Annotated in this window: 14 protein-coding genes and 1 pseudogene; 10 read left to right on the top strand and 5 right to left on the bottom strand. The window is 64.1% G+C overall.

Going from position 1 to position 19,870, the window contains the following annotated elements; translation table 11 throughout:
* The first annotated feature begins 33 nt into the window (after positions 1–33).
* The 5 genes from ACK4OE_RS18705 to ACK4OE_RS18685 all read left to right on the top strand — a co-directional run bounded on the left by ACK4OE_RS18705 (position 34) and on the right by ACK4OE_RS18685 (position 10,590).
* Positions 34–1,116, top strand: a complete 1,083-nt coding sequence (locus tag ACK4OE_RS18705) for a diguanylate cyclase (RefSeq protein WP_409886911.1) — start codon at positions 34–36, stop codon at positions 1,114–1,116.
* 261 nt (positions 1,117–1,377) lie between these two features.
* Positions 1,378–4,902, top strand: a complete 3,525-nt coding sequence (smc, locus tag ACK4OE_RS18700) for a chromosome segregation protein SMC (protein ID WP_409886909.1) — start codon at positions 1,378–1,380, stop codon at positions 4,900–4,902.
* A 148-nt stretch (positions 4,903–5,050) separates the two neighbouring features.
* Entirely contained in the window at positions 5,051–6,163 is a 1,113-nt protein-coding gene (locus ACK4OE_RS18695; protein WP_409886907.1) for a cell division protein FtsZ, read from the top strand.
* 13 nt (positions 6,164–6,176) lie between these two features.
* Positions 6,177–8,264, top strand: a complete 2,088-nt coding sequence (gene ligA, locus ACK4OE_RS18690) for an NAD-dependent DNA ligase LigA (RefSeq protein ID WP_409886905.1) — start codon at positions 6,177–6,179, stop codon at positions 8,262–8,264.
* Between the two features lie 34 nt (positions 8,265–8,298).
* The gene (locus ACK4OE_RS18685; RefSeq protein WP_409886903.1) at positions 8,299–10,590 is read left to right on the top strand and encodes a penicillin-binding protein 1A; all 2,292 of its coding nucleotides are present in this window, start codon (positions 8,299–8,301) and stop codon (positions 10,588–10,590) included.
* 123 nt (positions 10,591–10,713) lie between these two features.
* On the opposite strand, the gene ACK4OE_RS18680 is transcribed toward ACK4OE_RS18685, so the two are convergent.
* Together ACK4OE_RS18680 and ACK4OE_RS18675 are read right to left on the bottom strand one after the other, a co-directional pair.
* Positions 10,714–11,265: an NUDIX hydrolase gene (locus ACK4OE_RS18680; protein ID WP_409886901.1), complete on the bottom strand. Its 552-nt coding sequence runs from the start codon at positions 11,263–11,265 to the stop codon at positions 10,714–10,716.
* Positions 11,266–11,361: 96 nt separating this feature from the next.
* Positions 11,362–12,057: a fumarylacetoacetate hydrolase family protein gene (locus ACK4OE_RS18675; protein WP_409886920.1), complete on the bottom strand. Its 696-nt coding sequence runs from the start codon at positions 12,055–12,057 to the stop codon at positions 11,362–11,364.
* 199 nt (positions 12,058–12,256) lie between these two features.
* Here ACK4OE_RS18675 and ACK4OE_RS18670 point away from each other — a divergent pair, with 199 nt between their 5' ends.
* From ACK4OE_RS18670 to ACK4OE_RS18660, 3 genes are all read left to right on the top strand, one after another.
* Positions 12,257–12,712 (top strand): MarR family winged helix-turn-helix transcriptional regulator, encoded by a 456-nt coding sequence (locus ACK4OE_RS18670; RefSeq protein WP_409886899.1) that lies wholly within the window; start codon positions 12,257–12,259, stop codon positions 12,710–12,712.
* A 104-nt stretch (positions 12,713–12,816) separates the two neighbouring features.
* Positions 12,817–13,485 (top strand): maleylacetoacetate isomerase, encoded by a 669-nt coding sequence (maiA, locus tag ACK4OE_RS18665; protein WP_409886897.1) that lies wholly within the window; start codon positions 12,817–12,819, stop codon positions 13,483–13,485.
* Positions 13,485–14,375 (top strand): polyphenol oxidase family protein, encoded by an 891-nt coding sequence (locus ACK4OE_RS18660; protein WP_409886895.1) that lies wholly within the window; start codon positions 13,485–13,487, stop codon positions 14,373–14,375. Before maiA ends, ACK4OE_RS18660 begins: the two co-directional genes overlap by 1 nt.
* Here the strand turns inward: ACK4OE_RS18660 and ACK4OE_RS18655 are convergent.
* Entirely contained in the window at positions 14,295–14,630 is a 336-nt protein-coding gene (locus ACK4OE_RS18655; RefSeq protein WP_409886893.1) for a hypothetical protein, read from the bottom strand. The two genes, ACK4OE_RS18660 and ACK4OE_RS18655, sit on opposite strands and share 81 nt — an antisense overlap.
* A gap of 219 nt (positions 14,631–14,849) precedes the next feature.
* Between ACK4OE_RS18655 and ACK4OE_RS18650 the strand changes: the two genes are divergently transcribed.
* Entirely contained in the window at positions 14,850–16,550 is a 1,701-nt protein-coding gene (locus ACK4OE_RS18650) for a PHA/PHB synthase family protein (protein ID WP_409886891.1), read from the top strand.
* A gap of 109 nt (positions 16,551–16,659) precedes the next feature.
* Positions 16,660–17,838, top strand: coding sequence for an acetyl-CoA C-acetyltransferase (locus tag ACK4OE_RS18645; protein WP_409886889.1), 1,179 nt, complete (start codon positions 16,660–16,662; stop codon positions 17,836–17,838).
* A 114-nt stretch (positions 17,839–17,952) separates the two neighbouring features.
* On the opposite strand, the gene ACK4OE_RS18640 is transcribed toward ACK4OE_RS18645, so the two are convergent.
* Entirely contained in the window at positions 17,953–19,056 is a 1,104-nt protein-coding gene (locus ACK4OE_RS18640) for a DNA-binding protein (RefSeq protein ID WP_409886887.1), read from the bottom strand.
* Between the two features lie 261 nt (positions 19,057–19,317).
* Positions 19,318–19,870 (bottom strand): annotated as a pseudogene (locus ACK4OE_RS18635) (MFS transporter); the annotation flags it as partial.

Below are 19,870 nucleotides of genomic sequence, written 5' to 3'. Positions count from 1 at the left end.
CCTGAACGGTCCGAGCCTGAATGCTTCTTGCCCATGTTTTTCAAAAAACGTCTTCGTCCCTTTGCGCCGCCATCACCGTCGGCATCACCTTCGCCCGATGGTTTTGACGCTCAGAGCGAGCGCTCGACCCTGGCCGAAATGCTGCTCAAACGATCTGCCAAGCTGGTGCTGGGGCGGGGCGAGCTGGAGATCATTCGCGGCGTGTGCCAAGCCATTGCCGACATCACGCCCCACATTCGCCTGGCCTGGACGTGGTTTGGGCCGTCGGACACCCAGACCATTCGCCCCCAGGTTTTTGCAGGCCCAGCACTGGAATATGCTGAATCCTTGTGCGTAGAGCGCAACTTGGTCACCCAGATCGGCCCCGCCTTTTCGATCCTCGATGGCAAACCCGCAGAGGCTTTCACGGTGTCGCAGTTTTCGCTGTTTGGCCCCTGGCGCCAGGCGGCGCGGCAACACGGCATTCGCCATGTGCTGGCCTTGCCTATTTCGTCAGCCGTCAATGGTTACAGCGGCATCTTTGTTTTGTATGCCGACCGCGAGGGCTACTTTGATGACGTGGGGATTGGCCTGTTCGCCGGGCTGGCCGAGCTGTTTGGATCACTGATGACGGTGGCGGCCGAGCGCGAGGAGCTTCAGCGCGCGGCCTACCATGATGCGCTGACGGGGCTGCTTAACCGCCACGCCCTTGACCTGATCGACCGCCGCGTGTACCGGTCGTCGTTGTTCGAGCCCGTGTCGTCCATCCTGATGCTCGATCTGGACCGTTTCAAAAGCATCAACGACCGGTTTGGCCATGACACCGGCGACAAGGCCTTGCAGGCGGTCGCCCGCGTGCTGCAGCACACCCTGCGCCGTGGCGACGAGATCATTCGCTGGGGTGGCGAGGAGTTTCTGGTCTGCCTGCCCCAAACGCCGCTGGCCGACGCGCTGACTGTGGCTGAAAAGCTGCGCAAAAGCGTGGAGGGCGTGACCGACCCTGAGCCGCTCACCGTGTCCATCGGGGTCTGCGAGATCGCGCCCCTTCAACACCTGGCCCAGGCCGTGACCCGTGCAGACCAGGCGCTGTTCCAGGCCAAGTCCGGAGGGCGTAACCAGGTGTGTGTGGTGCGATGAACGTGGCAATGGCGCAGGGCGGTGTAAATATTCAAAATTGATAGCTACTAGCGCTTGATGGATAAGCGCTAGAGCCTCTTTTTATTCAAATTATCTTGCGGCGTGGGCCGGTTTGCTGCGCCACAACCGCGTTCAACCGTCGCAAGAGGGCGGCGCGGTATCATTCTGCCCTCGCAGCCGCTGGTCCGTTTTGACCTCGAAACGCCCGTCCAGCGCCCTGCATCCTCCTTTTGCCCACTCCTTTGGCCCCGCCCCTGACCCGTGCGTCTTACCTCGATCAAGCTTTCCGGCTTCAAGTCGTTCGCTGAACCCACCAACTTCATGCTGCCCGGGCAACTGGTCGGCGTTGTGGGGCCGAATGGCTGCGGCAAGTCCAACATCATGGATGCGGTGCGCTGGGTGCTGGGCGAGAGCAAGGCCAGCGAGCTGCGTGGCGAGAGCATGCAGGACGTGATCTTCAGCGGCACCACCACCCGCAAGCAGGCCAGCCGCGCCAGCGTGGAGCTGGTGTTCGACAACTCCGACCACCGCGCGGGGGGTCAGTGGGGCCAGTACGGCGAGGTGGCCGTGCGCCGCGTGCTCACGCGCGACGGCACCAGCAGTTATTACCTCAACAACCAGCCCGTGCGCCGCCGCGATGTGCAGGACGTGTTTTTGGGCACGGGCCTTGGGCCCCGCGCCTACGCCATCATCGGCCAGGGCACCATCAGCCGCATCATCGAATCGCGCCCCGAGGAACTGCGCCTGTTCCTCGAAGAAGCTGCGGGCGTCTCCAAATACAAAGAACGCCGCCGCGAGACCGAAAACCGCCTGTCGGACACGCGCGAGAACCTCACGCGGGTCGAAGACATCCTGCGCGAGCTGAACGCCAACCTCGAAAAGCTCGAAAAACAGGCCGAGGTGGCCTCCAAATACAACACCTTGCAGGCCGACGCCACGCTCAAACAGCACCAGCAATGGTTTTTGAAACGTGCCGAGGCCGAAGAGCAGCAAAACAAGGTGCGCCTGGATGGCCTGCAGGCCGTGAACGACCTGGAATCGCGCATGGCCGACCTGCGCGCGGTCGAGTCCGACCTTGAAACCATCCGCCAGGCCCACTACGCCGCAGGCGACCAGGTCAACCAGGCCCAGGGCAAACTCTACGAAGCCACGGCCGAGGTCGGCAAGCTCGAAGCCGAGATCCGCTACGTCATCGAAGGGCGTCAGCGCGTAGAGCAGCGCCTGGTCACCTTGGCCGAGCAGATCGCTATGTGGCAGGCCCGCAAAGAAGAGGCCGACATTGAATTGGAAAACCTGGCCGGTGCCGGGGTAGACGCCGAAGAGCGCGCCGAGATGCTGGCCGCCCAGGTCGAAGAGCAGGCCATGCAGTTGCCCGACCTGGAAGACGCCTTGCGCCAGGCGCAAAGCCGTACGTCCGAGCAGCGCAGCAGCGTGGTGCAGGTGCAGCAGCAAATTGGCGTGCTGGCCGCCGAGCAGCGCAGCATTGACGAACAAAGCCGCCAGCTGGACACCCGCTTTGAGCGCCTGCGCACCGACCGCAACGCGCTGGCCGCGCCCGACGAAACGCGGTTGGACAACCTGCGCGAGCAGCTCGAAGAAGCGCAAGAGATCGCAGAAACCACCGCTGCCCGCCTGCACGAGCTGCAGGAGTCCGTGCCACAGCTGGACGACGACCGCCGCACTCGCCAGCAGGCCGTAAACAGCGAAAGCGCGCGCCAAGCCGACCTCTCGGCCCGCATGGAAGCCTTGAAGGCGCTGCAGGAAAAGGTCAAGACCGACGGCAAGCTGCGCCCCTGGCTTGCCAAACATGGCCTCGACGGACTGCAAGGCCTGTGGAGCCGCATCCACATCGAACCCGGTTGGGAAAACGCGCTGGAAGCGGCCCTGCGCGAGCGCCTGGCCGCATTGGAAGTAGGGCGCCTGGACATGGTGCGCGGCTTCCTCGGCTCCGGCGGCAACGATGCGCCCCCTGCGCGTTTGGCGTTTTACAGCGCCCCCGCTGCCGGTCAGCCCGAGCCTTCGTCACCCCACGCCCGCCTGTCCGACCTGCTGCGCCTGAACGACGCGGGCCTGCGCGCCGTGTTGGTGGACTGGCTGCAAGGCTGCTATACCGCACCCACGCTGGATGACGCTTTGGCCCGCCGCAGCACGCTGCAGCCCGGCGAAGTGGTGTTTGTGCCCACGGGCCATGCCGTCAGCGCGCACAGCGTGAGCTTTTATGCGCAGGACTCCGAGCAGTCCGGCATGCTGGCCCGCGCGCAGGAGATCGAGCACCTTGAAAAAGAGCTGCGCGCGCAGGCGCTCATCGCCGAAGAATCGCGCACGGCCCTGGTCCGCGCGGAGGCTGCGTATGCCGACGCTTCCCAGCGTCTCGTGGTCGCGCGCCGCGAAGCCACCGAAACACAAAGCCGTGCCCACGAGCTGCAGGTCGAAACCCTGCGCCTCACGCAGCTGGCCGAGCAGACCCGCGCACGCAGCCAGCAAATCGACGGCGACCTGGCCGAGGTGGAGGCGCAACTGGCCGACCTGCAGGAGCGCCGCGTGGCCGCCGAAGCGCGGTTTGAAGAACTCGACATGCAACTGGCCGACAGCCAGGAGCGCGAGGCGCAGCTGGGCGACAAGGTGATCGAGGCCGAGCGCAAGCTCACCGCCTGCCGCGAACAGCAGCGCACGCTGGAGCGTCAGGCGCAAGAGGCCACGTTCTCGCAGCGCAGCCTGGAGGCGCGCCGAGGTGAACTCAACCGGTCCATCGAAACTGCCACCCAGCAGGCCAAGGCCTTGGCCGACGAGGAGCAGCGCGCACGCCACGAACTCGCCCGCCTGTCCGACGCCGCCGCGCAGGGCGGCCTGCAAGCCGCGCTGGAAGTGAAGATGGAGCGCGAAAAGGCGCTCGGCGCCCAGCGCAGCGAATACGACGACCTGACCACCAAGCTGCGTGCCAGCGACGAGCGGCGCATGCAGCTTGAACGCGCGCTCGATCCGCTGCGCGCGCGCATCACCGAATTCCAGCTCAAGGAACAGGCCGCGCGCCTGGGCCTGGAGCAGTACACCACCTTGCTGGCCGACGCGCAGGCGGATCTGGAGGCCGTGGCGCAGTCGATTGCTGACGGCAACGTGCGCGTGGGGGGCCTGCAAAGCGAAATCGACCGCCTGCACCGTGAAATCGCCGCCCTGGGCGCCGTCAATCTGGCCGCGCTGGACGAACTCAAGCTGGCCAGCGAGCGCAAGATCTTTCTGGATGCGCAGACGGCCGACCTGACCGAGGCCATGAACACGCTGGAAGACGCGATCCGCAAGATCGACGGCGAAACGCGCCAGCTGCTCTCCGGCACGTTTGACACCGTCAACGGCCACTTCGGGCGCATGTTCCCCGAGCTGTTTGGCGGCGGACAGGCGAAGCTGATCATCACGGGTGATGAAATTCTGGATTCTGGTGTGCAGGTGATGGCCCAGCCACCCGGCAAGAAGAACCAGACCATCCACCTGCTGTCGGGGGGCGAAAAGGCCCTCACGGCCATCGCGCTGGTGTTTGCCATCTTCCAGCTCAACCCCGCGCCGTTCTGTTTGCTGGATGAGGTGGACGCGCCGCTGGACGACGCCAACACCGAGCGCTATGCCAAGCTGGTGTCCAGCATGAGCAAGAGCACGCAGTTTCTGTTCATCAGCCACAACAAGATCGCCATGGAAATGGCCGAGCAGCTGATCGGCGTGACCATGCAGGAGCAGGGCGTGTCGCGCATCGTGGCCGTCGATATGGAATCGGCACTCTCCCTGGCAGAACTATGAACACCCCAGAGTCGCTTCGCGCCTTCCCCTCCAGGGGACGACGCCCTCACTGCGGGGCGGCCCTTGTTCGGCGTCCCCGGGCTGGGCCGCGTCAGTTTTCTGCGCTGCAGGACGTGCGTGGCGCAGCGGATAGTCGAGAGTTTTTTTTATGAGCACATTGCAACTGAGTCTGGCCATCATCGGCGGCCTGGTGCTGGCCTTCATCGTGGCCTACAACACCTGGACCTCGCGCCGCAACGCGCCCAAGCGTGCTGTGCCGCCAGACCCCGACCACCCGGCCGAGCCCACCGTGCGCCAGGAACCCGGGTTCGACGCTGCCGCCACGCCAGTGCCTGCGGGCGACTACCACGGCCTGGACCGTGGCCCAGACCCGCTCGAGCACACGGTGGATGTTGACGATGCCTTGCAAATGCCGGTGCCCGCGTTCTCGCTGGAACGCCGCCCCGGGCTGGACGCATTGATCGACGTCATTGCGCCCCTGCAGCCCGAAAACGTGGTGTCGGGCGACGCCGCCCTGGCCGCACTGCCGCCCACACGCCGCGCAGGCAGCAAGCCCTTTGCGGTCGAAGGTCTGAACGAATCCACGCAGCAGTGGGAGACCCCCGCGCCCGGCCAGCGCTACCAGAGCTTTCAGGCCGGTGTGCAGCTGGCCAACCGCATGGGTGCGCTCAACGAGATCGAGTTCTCTGAGTTTGTCGTCAAGGCCCAGGCGTTTGCCGACGCCATCAACGCCGCCCCCGACTTTCCCGACATGCTGCAAGAAGTGGCCCGCGCCCGCGAGCTGGACCAGTTTGCCAGCGACCACGATGCCCAACTGGCCTTCATGCTGCGCGCCCGCCAGGCCGCCTGGAGCCCCGGTTACGTGCAGCAAAATGCCGCCCGCCTGGGTTTTGTGCACGGCGCCATGCCCGGCCGCCTGGTGCTCCCCGCAGGCGCGCAAGGCCTGCCGCCGCTGCTCACGCTGGGTTACGACACCCAGGCGGCGCTGGCTGAAGACCCCGACCAATCCGCCATCCGCGAGGTGACCCTGAGCCTCGATGTGTCGCAGGTGCACCGCACCGAGCAGCCTTTCACACGCCTGCGCGAGGTCGCGGCCGCGTTGTGCGAAGCCATGGACGGCATGTTGTGCGACCAGAACGGCACCGCCTTGCCCGCGATGGCCATGGACCCAATTGCGGTGGACCTGGAGCTGCTGTACGACCAGCTCGATGGACGCGATCTGTCAGCGGGGTCGGTGCTGGCGCGGCGGCTGTTTAGTTGAGCGCGGTGCGGTGATGACCGACAATCTAGACCTTTTTTCGGGCGCAGCGCCCGTAGATAAAGCGCAACCAGCTATCAAAATCAAAGCACTTTGCGACCAGCTTAACCACTGGGCGCACCAGTATTACGTGCTGGACGAGCCCACGGTGCCCGACGCGGAATACGACCGCGTGTTCCGCGAGCTGCAGGCGCTAGAGGCTGAACACCCCGATTTCATCACGCCCGACTCGCCCACGCAGCGCGTCATTGGCGCGGTGATGGATGGCTTGGCCTCTGTGCGCCATGCGGTGCCCATGCTGAGCATTCACACGGAAACCGATACCGAGGCCACGGGCGCACAGGCGTTTGATGCACGCGTGCGCAAAGAGCTGGGCTTGGCCGAATCCGATCCGCCCGTTGAATACGTGGCAGAGCCCAAGTTCGATGGCCTGGCGATGAGCCTGCGGTACGAAAAAGGCCGCCTCGTACAGGCCGCCACGCGCGGTGATGGCGAAGTGGGTGAGGACGTGACGCACAACATCCGCACCATCCGCCAGATTCCTTTGTCTCTGCCCACGGGCGTGCCCCCACTGCTGGAAGTGCGCGGCGAGGTCTACATGCGCCGTGCCGATTTCGATGCGCTCAACGAGCGCCAGCGGGAGCAGGGCGGCAAGACGTTTGTGAACCCTCGCAATGCTGCCGCAGGGGCGGTGCGCCAGCTGGATTCGAACATCACGCTGCAGCGCCCCTTGAGCTTTTTTGCCTATGGGTTGGGCGCTGTCACGCCGCCCGCTGAGGGCGGGCCGGTGTTCCGCACGCATTACGACATGTTGCAAACCCTTAAATCATGGGGTTTTCCGGTCGCAGCGCAGGTGCAGATTGCGGTGGGTGCTACTGAATTGGTAGCGTATCACCAGCAGGTGGGTGCCAGCCGCAATGCGCTGCCGTATGACATTGATGGTGTGGTCTACAAGGTCAATGCGCTGCAGTTGCAGCGCGACCTGGGCTTCAAGACCCGCGAGCCGCGCTGGGCCGTGGCGCACAAGTACCCCGCGCAAGAGATGGCCACCAAGATGGAGGGCATCGACGTGCAGGTGGGCCGCACGGGCAAGATCACGCCGGTGGCGCGCCTTGCGCCCGTGTTTGTGGGCGGCGTCACGGTCACCAACGCCACGCTGCACAACCTGTTCGAGATCCGCAAGAAGGGTGTGCGCTTTGGCGACACGGTCATCGTGCGCCGTGCGGGCGACGTGATCCCTGAAGTGGTGGGCGTGATGCCGGGCAACCGCAGCGGCTACGTGCCCAACTTCCGCATGCCCAGAACCTGCCCCGTGTGTGGCAGCGATGTGGTGCGTGAAAAAGGCGAGGCCAACCACCGCTGCACGGGCGGGCTGTTCTGCGCCGCGCAGCGCAAAGAAGCCATCCTTCACTTTGCCGCGCGCCGCGCCATGGACATTGAGGGTCTGGGTGACAAATTGGTGGATCAGCTGGTGGATGCGAACGTGATCCGCACGCTGCCCGATCTGTACCGCCTGGGCCTCACCTCCCTGATTGCGCTGGAGCGCATGGCCGAAAAATCGGCGCAGAACGTGCTGGCCGCGCTGGAGAAATCCAAGCAGACCACCTTGCCACGCTTCCTGTTCGGACTGGGCCTGCGCCATGTGGGTGAGGCCACGGCCAAAGACCTGGCCAAACACTTTGGCACGCTGGACGCCATCATGGACGCCAGCGTGGAGCAGTTGCTGGAGGTGAATGACGTGGGCCCCGTGGTCGCACAAAGCCTGCACACCTTCTTTCAGCAACCGCACAACCGCGAGGTGGTTGAACAACTGCGCGCCTGTGGCGTGAACTGGCCCGAAGGCGCACCGGCCGAACGTGCCCCGCAGATCCTTGCGGGCAAAACCGTGGTGCTGACCGGCACCTTGCCCACCCTGAGCCGCGACGCGGCCAAGGACATGCTCGAAGCCGCGGGTGCCAAAGTGGCCGGTTCAGTCAGCAAAAAAACCAGCTACGTGGTGGCGGGCGAAGAGGCTGGCAGCAAGCTGGCCAAGGCCGAAGAGCTGGGCGTGCCGGTGCTGGACGAGGCGGGCATGCTGGCGCTGCTGGCGGGGCCAGTTGGCTGACCGGGCACCGCCCAAACCCTATTTGATCTCTTTGATGCGCACCTTTTTCCTGTCTGTTTGGACCCGCTTGACTGCCTTGTTTCACCGCGTTTCGGGCTGGTTTGCCTGGATGCCGCGGCCGGTGCGGCTGGGGCTGTTCTGGACGATGGTGGCGGTGCCCACGGCGGTGCTCCTGTACGCGCTGGCACTGGTGCCCATGACCCCGAGCGTCAGCGACATCCGCAAGGCTAAAAGCGAGTTGCCCGCGCAGCTCATGTCGGTGGATGGCAAGTTGCTGGCCGAATACCGCTGGGCCAACCGCGAGTGGGTAGAACTGAGCCAGGTGTCGCCCAATGTGATTGATGCCCTCATCGCCACCGAAGACCACCGTTTTTACGACCATTGGGGCATGGACTGGCGGCGCACGGCGTCGTCGGTGGTGCACACGCTGCGGGGGGCCCCGCAGGGCGGCTCCACCATCACCCAGCAGCTGGCGCGCAACCTGTTCCCCGAAGAAATCGGCCGCTCGCGCACCATTACGCGCAAGCTTAAAGAGGCGATCACCGCGCTCAAGATCGAGGCCTCGTATTCCAAGGACGAGATCCTGGAAACCTACCTCAACACCGTGCCGTTTCTGTACAACGCCTACGGCATCGAGATGGCCGCGCGCACCTATTTCGACAAGTCGGCGGCCAAGCTCAACGTCTTGGAGAGCGCCACGCTGATTGGCATGCTCAAAGGCACCGCCTATTACAACCCGGTGCTCAACCCCGAACGTGCCCAAGGGCGGCGCAACACCGTGCTGTCGCAAATGGTCAAGCGCGGCAAGCTCGAACCCAAAGAGTTTGATGCACTGAAAGTGCGCCCCTTGGGCGTCAACTTTGAGCGCCAGACCGAGGTGATGGGCCCCGCGCCGCACTTTGCGATGCAGTTGCGAAAACAGCTGATCGACTGGGCCGACAGCCGTGGCTACAACCTGTACTCCGATGGCCTGGTTATTCGCACCACCATCGATTCGCGCCTGCAGGCCATTGCCAACCGGGCCGTGGACCGGCACGGGCTGCAACTGCAGGGCGTGGCCGACAAGGCGTGGTCGCAGCGCAATGGCTGGGGACCCGACAACACGCTGGTGCAAACGCTGGTGCGCGAGACCCCCGAGTTCCGCGCAGCGGTGGAAAAGGGCGAAGACCCCGATGCGGCACTGAAGGCCCTGCTCGCCAACGAATCGTGGCTGCAAAAGCTGCGCGCCGAAAAAACGCGGGTACAGGCAGGCTTTCTGGCGCAAGACCCCGTGACCGGCCATGTGCTGGCGTGGGTGGGCAGCCGCGACTTTGCGCAAGACCCATTTGACCATGTGCAGGCGGCGCGCCGCCAGCCGGGGTCTACCTTCAAGCCCTTTGTGTACGGCGCCGCGTTTGCGCAGGGTGCATTGCCCACCGACACGTTGATGGACTCGGCCGTGGAGATCCCGTTGGGCGGCGGCCGTGTGTGGCGCCCCACCGATGGCGGCCCGCCCAGCGACGAACCCATGACGCTGGCCGACGGGCTGGCCTTGTCCAAAAACACCATTACCGCGCAGGTGATGCAGCAGGTGGGCCCGGCCCGCGTGGCCGAAGTGGCGCGCGCGCTGGGGGTGCGGCAGTCCAAGCTCGAAGAGGTGCCGTCTCTGGCGCTGGGCACCAGTCCGGTCACGCTCAAGGAGATGATTTCGGCGTACAGCAGCATTGCCACCCTGGGCCGCTACATCGAACCCGTGCTCATCACCAGCATTGAAGACCGCCACGGCAAGGTGCTGGAGACCTTCGCCCAGCCCACGCCCGAGGCCGTGTTTGACGCTCGCGCAGCGCAGACCTTGCGCAACACCATGCGCGGCGCGGTCGACAAAGGCACCGCCACCGCCATCCGCACCCGCTACGGTGTGCAGGCGGACGTGGCGGGCAAAACCGGCACCACGCAGGACAACACCGACGGCTGGTTCATCCTGATGCACACCCGTGTGGTGGTGGGCGCCTGGGCGGGCTTTAACGACGGCCGCATCACACTGCGCAGCGACTACTGGGGGCAGGGCGCGCGCAGCGCGTTGCCCATGGTGGGCGAGTTCATGCAGCAGGCGATCCGCACCAAGGTCATCGATGGCAACGACCGGTTTGTGGATGAATTCGCACCGGCTGTACCACCGCCGCCGCCCGATGCGCCGCTGGAAAACATGCGCGACTGGATCCGTGGATTGTTTGGCGGTGGTGGCACGCCCCGGCCGCCGGGCCCCAATGGCCTGCCGCCGGTCACCACAGACCCCGGTTACCCGTCCGGCCCGCCGGTGCCTGCAGAGGAACGCGTGGGCGGGTGAGAAGCTGGTAAGGTTTGCAACGTTGTAAGGGTTGCGAGGGGGCGAGGATCGCGCCCAGCCCACTTTCAGTTGCGAGCGCGGGGGTGAAGGACTTGGGCGGACCGCAGCGGCACCCGTGTCACATCATTCAATGTCCACAAAGTGCATACCGAATGCTCCCGCCTTGCAGTCTGCAAAGTAGTGCTCCAGCGTTTCCTTGACAGTGCGGAACGCAATCTCGTCCCACGGTATTTCGTCTTCGGCAAACAGCCGCGCTTCAATGGTTTCGTAGCCGGGGTTGAACTGGTCGCTGAGCAGCGTGGCCCGGTAGAACAGGTGCACTTGGCCCACGCGGCGCACGTTCAGCAGGCTGAACAGCGGGCCCATTTCAATCTGCGCACCGGCCTCTTCATCGGTTTCGCGCGCGGCACCCTGGGCGGTGGTTTCGTCCAGCTCCATGAACCCTGCGGGCAAGGTCCATTTGCCCCAGCGCGGCTCGATGTTGCGCTTGCACAGCAAGATGCGCCCGTCCGGCATGGCAGGCACCGTGCCCACCACATTGAGCGGGTTCTCGTAGTGCACCGTGTTGCAGGCGGGGCAGACGGCGCGATGCTTGGTATCGCCATCGTCGGGCAGGCGGTAGGCCACGGCGGTGCCGCAGGCGCGGCAGTGTTTGATGGGGCTGCGGTAGGTCATTGCCGGGGTTATTAGTGAAATACGGCCCTAGCGCTTATGGGGTAAGCGCTAGTAGCTATCAAAATGTGATCTATAGGGGTGCGCTGTACGCCTGTTTTAAACGACGCTCAGTCGCAGCGTTCCCAGGCCATCCACGCCGCCTTCCAGCACGTCGCCCCGCACCACCGCGCCCACACCTTCGGGAGTGCCGGTGTAGATCAGGTCGCCGGGCTGCAGCTCCCAGGCGGCGGAGAGGTGTTCAATGGTTTCGGCAATGTTCCAGATGAGCTGCGTCACGGTGCTGCGCTGGCGGTCGGCGCCATTGACCTGCAGCCATATGCCTGCGTTGGCCACATCGCCTGCCTGCGTGGCGGGGGTGATGGGGCCGATGGGTGCGCTGGCGTCAAAGCCCTTGCCGATGGACCAGGGACGGCCCTGTTTCTTCATGTCGTTCTGCAGGTCACGGCGCGTCATATCGAGGCCCACGGCGTAGCCGTAGATGTGCGCGAGCGCATCGGCAGCCTTGATGTTTTTGCCGCCCTTGCCGATGGCCACGACCAATTCGATCTCGTGGTGGAAGTTGGCCGTGAGCGTTGGGTAGGGCAGTTGGCCGGTTTCGCCTTCGTTGACCACCACGATGGCGTCTGCGGGCTTCATGAAGAAGAAGGGCGGTTCGCGGCCGGTGAAGCCCATCTCCTTGGCGTGTTCTTCATAGTTGCGGCCCACACAGTAAATGCGGTGCACCGGAAAGAGTTCACTGCAGCCCGTCACGGGCACGCAGGCCACAGGCGCGGGAGAAAACACGTAGCTCATGTCAGCCTCTCGAATGTCGACGTTCAGATGGAAAACACAGGGGCCGGGCGGTGCGGTTGCCAGGGCGATGCGCTGTGGCAAGGCTGCGGCAGGCACAGGCGCGGCCTCGGTGTGGCAGTGTGCCATGGCTGGAGACTGCCCGCAGACCGGCCGCTGATCGCCCGAAGACGGCGTACTGAGGGGCGCTACACTCGCGCCCATGGCACAGAGCTTCGATTTCCAAAACACGCCAGGCCACCTGGTGCGCCGCGCCCACCAGCGGACCGTGGCGCTTTTCATGGAAGAAACCGCCGGGTTTGACGTGACACCGGTGCAGTTCGCCATCCTGCACGAGCTGCTGGCCAACCCTGGCGAGGACCAGGTCACCCTGGCGTCCCGCGTGGCGTTTGATGCGGCCACTTCGGGCTCGGTCATCGGACGGCTGGAAAAGCGCGGCTGGATCCGCCGCGAGCCCGACACCCGCGACCGCCGCCGCAAACTGCTGTGGATTACCCCCGAGGGTGAGGTGGCCGCCCTGCAGATGCGCGACGCCGCCCAGCGCGTGCAAGAGCGCCTGACAGCCCCGCTGACCGAGCAGGAAAGTGCAGACCTGATGGTGCTGCTATCGAAGGTGGTCTACAACCACCAGGACCCTGCGGGCACATCAGGCGCTTGAGTTCAGGCGCCTGAGGCACGGCACACGAAGGTAGTCCACGCGCTGCCTCTCACAGCCCTGCGGCTGCACCCACACCACCGACCCATCGACGGACCTTTTTGCACATGCAGCTCTACAACTACTTTCGCTCTTCGGCCTCGTTTCGTGTGCGCATTGCGCTGGCAATCAAGGGGCTCAGCTACGACTACATCCCCGTTCACCTCGTCAAAGGCGAGCACAAGGACCCGGAATACACCCAGCGTATTGGCGATGCGCTGGTGCCCACCCTGGTGACGGACGGAGGCACCGCGCTGTCGCAGTCGATGGCCATCATCGAATACCTGGACGAGACCCATCCCACGCCCGCACTGCTGCCCGCCACGCCCCTGGCCCGCGCGCGGGTGCGCGCCCTGGCGCAGACGGTGGCGTGCGATATCCACCCCATCAATAATCTGCGCGTGCTCAAGTACCTGGCGCGCGACCTGAAGGTGGACGAAGAAGCCAAGAGCGCTTGGTATCACTACTGGGTCCGCAGCGGGTTGGAGGTTTTTGAGCGCCAGCTCACCCTGCTGGCCCAAGAGCGCGCGGCGCAGGGCCTCACGGCGTCGGTGCTGTGCTGGGGCGATACGCCCACGCTCGCTGACTGCTGCCTGGTGCCGCAGATCTTCAACGCCCAGCGGTTCAAGGTCAGCCTCGACGGTTTGCCGCTCACCATGGGGGTGTTTGACGCCTGCATGGCACTGCCCGCATTCTCCGGCGCGCAGCCCTCCGCCTGCCCGGACAACGAAGCTTGATGGCATTGACCAGCCCGGCACTGCCGGCCGATTGGCTGATTCCTGACTGGCCCGCGCCTGCCGGTGTGCACGCGCTGTGCACCACGCGCGCGGGCGGCGTCAGCAGGCCGCCGTATGACAGCCTGAACCTGGGCAATCACGTGGGCGACGAGCCGGTGGCTGTGCATGCCAATCGCGCCACGTTGCAATCGGCGCTGCAAACCCACACGCCCGGTGCGCGGGCGACGTTTTTGAGCCAGGTGCATGGCGATGGTGTGGTCCACCTGGACCTGGCAACGCCCGACGGCACCGAGGCCGACGCCTGTGTCACCGCCACACCGGGAGCCGCGTGCACCATCATGGTGGCCGACTGCCTGCCGGTGCTGTTGACCCACCGCTCTGGCGCCGTGGTTGGTGCGGCGCACGCGGGCTGGCGCGGGCTGGCGGGCGTCGGCGGGCGGGGTGTTTTAGAGTCTGTTTTTGAGTGTTTTAGTGCTCTAGCGCTTGATGGTAAAGCGCTGGCAGCTATCAATAGTGAAGCAGATGCGCCGCAGCCCGCCCCGGCGCTGTCGCACGACATAGCGCAGGACACGCTGGCCTGGCTGGGCCCCTGCATTGGACCGCAGGCGTTTGAAGTCGGCCCAGAAGTGCGGGCGGCGTTCTGCGATGCAGACCCTGCCGCGCAGCACTATTTTGTTCCTCACCAGAATGCCTCAGGCAAATACCTGTGCGATCTGGCGGGCCTGACCCGCCTGCGGCTGCGCGCGCTGGGTATCCCCCAGGTGTTCGGCAACGACAGCACCGCGCCATGGTGCACCGTTGGCAATGCCTCACGGTTCTTTTCGCACCGGCGTGACAGCGCTGCCCTCGGCGGCAGTGGCCGCTTCGCGGCCTGCATCTGGCTCGGCTGAACCGGCATCGGGCGCCTGCTGCTGCACGATTGCCGCCTGTTCGGCGTCGTAGGCCGCTTGCTCCGCCGCTTCGCGCGCCTTGATCTTTCGTTTGCGCGACGGCGTGCCCAGGATATACACCAGAATGCTCATGGGCAGCAGTCCATACAGCGCAAAGGTGATCAGCGCGCCCAGCACCGTGCCTTGGGGGCTTGTCGCTTCGGCCACGGCCATCATGAGCGTGACGTAGGTCCAGGCAATTACGATCAGGTACATTGATTTGTGTTCAGGTAAAGGGTTGATACGGGTTTGCCTTCGAACGTATAACGTCGTTGGTTCGCCTTGCCGTGCGTTAGCACTGTCTGCGGCTTCCCGCCTAGTTATCCGATCGAATGCAAATCCGTAGAAGTCGTTGCCTTGAGGAGGAGGGTGGGCAACAATGAACCCAAGCCAAGTGCCCTGCCGCTGCGAGCGACCAACCATTGAGGAGACAGCATGAATTCTGAATCACCCTGGGCCGAAAGCGCCCAGCAGTTCCAGCAGATTTTCGGGCAAAGCTGGGCGCAGGCGCTGCAGTCGTTCCAGAAACTGGACCTGGGCACCCAAGTACCCGCCGCGCCCCCGCTGCAACTGTCGCAAACCAAACTGCAGGCACTGCAGCAGCAATACCTGAACGAAGCCAAAGAACTCTGGGCCCAGGGCCTGCAGGGCAAGCCCGAGATCAAGGACAAGCGTTTTGCAGGCGAAGGCTGGGCCAGCAACCCGGTCGCAGCGTTCTCTGCCGCCGCCTATCTGCTTAACGCCCGCACCCTGATGGGCTTGGCTGACGCGGTGGAAGCGGACGAAAAAACCAAGGCCCGCATCCGTTTTGGTGTCGAGCAATGGATGGCGGCCATGGCGCCCAGCAACTTCCTGGCTTTCAATGCCGAAGCGCAGAAAAAAGCCATCGAAACCAAAGGCGAGAGCATTGCCAAAGGCATGCAGAATCTGCTGCACGACATCACGCAGGGCCACGTGTCCATGACCGATGAAAGCCTGTTCGAGGTGGGCCGCAACGTGGCCACTACCGAAGGCGCGGTGGTGTTCGAGAACGAACTCTTTCAGCTGCTCGAATACAAGCCGCTTACGCCCAAGGTGTACGAGCGCCCGTTTCTGCTGGTGCCGCCGTGCATCAACAAGTTCTACATCCTGGATCTGCAGCCCGAGAACTCGCTGATCCGCTACGCGGTGGAGCAGGGCCACCGCACGTTTGTGGTGAGCTGGCGCAATCCCGACGACAGCCTGGCGCACAAGACGTGGGATGACTATGTGGAAGACGGCGCGATGGCCGCCATCGACGTGGTGCAGAACATCACCGGCGCTGACCAGATCAATGCACTGGGCTTCTGTGTGGGCGGCACCATCCTGAGCAACGCGCTGGCCGTGCTTGCGGCGCGCGGCGACGAACCGGTGGCCAGCGCTACCTTTCTGACCACGCTGATCGACTTTTCGGACACCGGCATTCTGGACGTTTTCATCGACGAGGCATTCGTCAACTTCCGCGAAATGCAGATGGGCCATGGCGGGATGATGAAAGGGCAGGACCTGGCTTCGACCTTCAGCTTCCTGCGTCCTAACGATCTGGTGTGGAACTACGTGGTGGGCAACTACCTCAAGGGTGAAACGCCGCCACCGTTCGACCTGCTGTACTGGAATAGCGACAGCACCAATTTGCCAGGACCGTTCTACGCCTGGTACCTGCGCAACTTCTACCTTGAAAACAAGCTGGTTCAACCGGGCGCGCTCACCGTGTGTGGCGAGAAGATGGATCTGTCGAATCTGACCATGCCGGTCTATATCTATGGGTCGCGCGAGGACCACATCGTGCCCATCAACGCCGCGTATGCATCCACCCAGGTTCTACCGGGCAAAAAGCGCTTTGTGATGGGCGCATCCGGCCACATTGCTGGCGTCATCAACCCGCCCGCCAAGGGCAAGCGCAGCCACTGGATCCGCGCAGACGGCAAGCTGCCTGCCACGCTCGATCAGTGGCTGGACGGGGCGACCGAGCACCCCGGCAGCTGGTGGACCGACTGGTCAGGCTGGCTCAAGGGCCATGCGGGCAAACAGATTGCGGCGCCCAAGAGCTACGGCAAGGGCACCAAGTTCAAGGCCATCGAGCCAGCGCCGGGCAGCTACGTTAAGCAAAAGTCCTGACCTGAGGGCCTGCGAGAATCAGGGCGAAAGCCCTGCCTTTTCATCCACACCAAAGACAACGGGCCCACCCGTGGGCCTGGACCGATCCACTCAGAAAGAAGGACATTCCATGGAAGACATCGTCATCGTTTCGGCCACCCGTACCGCAGTGGGCAAGTTTGGCGGCGCACTGGCAAAGACGCCTGCCACCGAGCTGGGCGCCATCGTGATCCGCGAGGCCATTGCCCGTGCAGGTCTGTCGTCTGACCAGATTGGTGAAGTGATCATGGGCCAGGTACTGACGGCGGGCGTGGGCCAGAACGCTGCGCGCCAGGCCTCGATGAAGGCCGGCGTGGCCAAGGAAACACCGGCGCTCACGATCAATGCCGTGTGCGGATCGGGCCTCAAGGCCGTGATGCTGGCCGCTCAGGCGGTTGCCTGGGGCGACAGCGAGATCGTTGTGGCCGGCGGACAAGAGAGTATGAGCATGGCGCCCCACGTGCTGCCGGGCTCGCGCGATGGCCAGCGCATGGGCGACTGGAAGCTCATCGACACCATGATCGTGGACGGCCTGTGGGACGTCTACAACCAGTACCACATGGGTATCACGGCCGAGAACGTGGCCAAAGCCTACGGCATCACCCGCGACATGCAGGACGCCCTGGCATTGGGCAGCCAGCAAAAGGCCGCCGCTGCGCAAGACGCGGGCAAGTTTGTCGATGAAATCGTGGGTGTCAGCCTGGCGCAAAAGAAGGGCGACCCCATCCTGTTCAACGCAGACGAATACCTGAACCGCAAGACCAACGCCGAAGCCCTGGCTGGCCTGCGCCCCGCCTTTGACAAAGGGGGCAGCGTGACGGCTGGCAACGCGTCGGGCCTGAACGACGGTGCCGCCGCCGTGGTGGTGATGAGCGCCAAGAAAGCTGCCGCCCTCGGCCTCAAGCCCCTGGCGCGCATCGCTGCCTTTGGCACCAGTGGTCTGGACCCCGCCACCATGGGCATGGGCCCGGTGCCAGCGTCGCGCAAGGCTCTGCAGCGCGCGGGCTGGACCGCCGCTGATGTGGACCTGTTCGAACTGAACGAAGCTTTTGCCGCCCAGGCCTGCGCCGTGAATAAGGAACTGGCCATCGACCCTGCCAAGGTCAATGTGAATGGCGGCGCCATCGCCATCGGCCACCCCATTGGCGCGTCCGGCTGCCGCATCCTGGTGACGCTGCTGCACGAAATGCAGCGCCGTGACGCCAAGAAGGGCTTGGCCGCGTTGTGCATTGGAGGCGGCATGGGCGTGTCGCTGGCGCTGGAGCGTTGAACAGCGGTTTCTGCTGCACTCATGAAAAGGCTGCGTTGTGACGCGGCCTTTTTTATCTCAATTTGAGATTTAGAGGGTCGGCAGGGATTCATGTAAAAAACCGCAGAAACAAGCTTAAGTTGTTGTCTTTGTTGGTTTTTTCACGGCTCTCTTGGTCGATGTGCTGGCCCCTTCATCCAAGTTCTGTACCGTGTTATCGGGACCGAGTGTTGGCGCACCAAACCGCTCCAGCATGCTGACCACGATCTGTTCTTGCGCCGCGACGGATGAATTGGCCGTCGCCAGTGCGAGTTCCAACTGCTGCTTTGCTGCAAGCAGATCATCGACCTTGACCTGCAGCCGCTCGTTCGAGGAACTGAGCTTCTGGACCTCCGCATCCTGCCCTACCAAGCGCCTGCCCAATTCCTCGGTGCGCCGTTGCGCAAAACCCAGTTCTTCCTTGAGCGGCCGCAGGCTCCGCACCTCTTCCTGAGCCAAGTGCAGATCTCCTTGAGCGCGAGATAGATCGCCCAGTAGACGCGCGTTTTCTTGAAGGATGTGGATGGCTTCCTGCCGCTTTGCTGCCAAGGTCTCGTTCACTGTGCGCAACTCAGCTTGGAGGTATTGGACCTGCTGCTCGTGCTTGCGCTGGTCCTGTTCGCGTTGCTCCCTGGTAGCTTCCCTAAAATGCTCCAGGGCCTGGCGGGCATGCTGGTGCTTCTCTTCCAGGGAATTGCGGTGTCGCTCTTCGGACGCGATGCGTTCCTGCAGGTCCACAACCTGTTGTGCAAGCTGCGTGGACTCCAGGGTCTTGCTGCTCAGCGCTTCGCTGGTTTTACTGTGGCTGGCCTTTTCGTCGGCCAGTGCCCGCTGGCTTTGTTCCAGCTGCTGGCGCGCGGACAGTGCCTCCGATTTCAGGGCTGTTGCGGTCTGCTGGTACCCGGTGATCTGCTCGGCGTGCCAGGCCTGGGCGGTCGTGACGCGCTCTTCGGCTTCCTCGTTGATCCGGGCAGCCAGGCGTCCCACCAGGTCCTGGATTGCATCGCTGACGGCCACCTTGCTGCCGGTGGTGGGACCCTCTTCCTCTTCGATCTCTTTGAGGTAGCGATGGATCGTCCCTTTGGAGCCGGTATTTCCCAGTTCTTCCCGGACCGCATCGATGGACGGGTAGCGCCCTGCGGCCAGCAGCCTATCGCGGGCACGCAGGACTTCCGACTTGTAGATTCCGGCTCTTGCCATGGTATACCTTACTATTGCGTACTGTAGTACGTACTATGATATTACGTACTATTTTGCTAGTCAATTGGTTGGCGAATGTGAGGAAACTAACAATGGATAATGGGAGATTATTCAATGTAAGGCTGATTTTTGGACGTCAGAAGCCCTGCGGCGGTACGCTTGGCTGTTTCCAGCTTGATCAGATGGCCCTGCCGTTTGAAGGCGGTCGGCCGGTGCGGCAGGCGGGCGGGCAATCGGGGTACTGTGCAGACGGCGATGCCGTCAGCGGCGCGCGAGCCGCGCAAGCGCCCAAGTTCCGCCCGCCATGAACAGTGCGGCCATGCCGAAGCCGAGCACCGGCGACACAGCGCTCCACACCAAGCCGACCGCAGCGCTGGAGATGAACTTGGCGGTACCGTTCACGGTCCCCAGCGCGCCGATGCCGATGCTGAGCGCCTCCGTGCCGACCATCTCGGCCGTGACGGTGGACTCCAGGGCTTCCTGAACCGCCACGTAGATCCCGGCCACGCCGAACAGGCCGGCCAGCAACCAGACGCTGTCGACATGCCACCAGAACGCGGCTGCCGCGAACGCTGCGGTGAGCGCACCGAGCGCATAACCGGTCAGCAGCACCGGACGTGAGCTGAAGCGGTCGGCCAGCGCCCCCACCGGGTACGACACCAGCACCTGCACGACGTTGCGCCCGACGTAGAGCAGACCCGCGACCTGCGCGGCCTGCAACACGCCCATCGATGCAGTCAGCAACTGGGTCGCAGCCAGGATCAGCAGACTGTGCGAGAAGTCACCGATGCCGAACAGGCCGACGGCGCCAAGG

The sequence above is a fragment of the Acidovorax sp. genome, from assembly GCF_046314175.1.
Lineage (GTDB): Bacteria > Pseudomonadota > Gammaproteobacteria > Burkholderiales > Burkholderiaceae_C > Acidovorax.
This window is presented reverse-complemented; position numbering and strand designations above follow the sequence as displayed.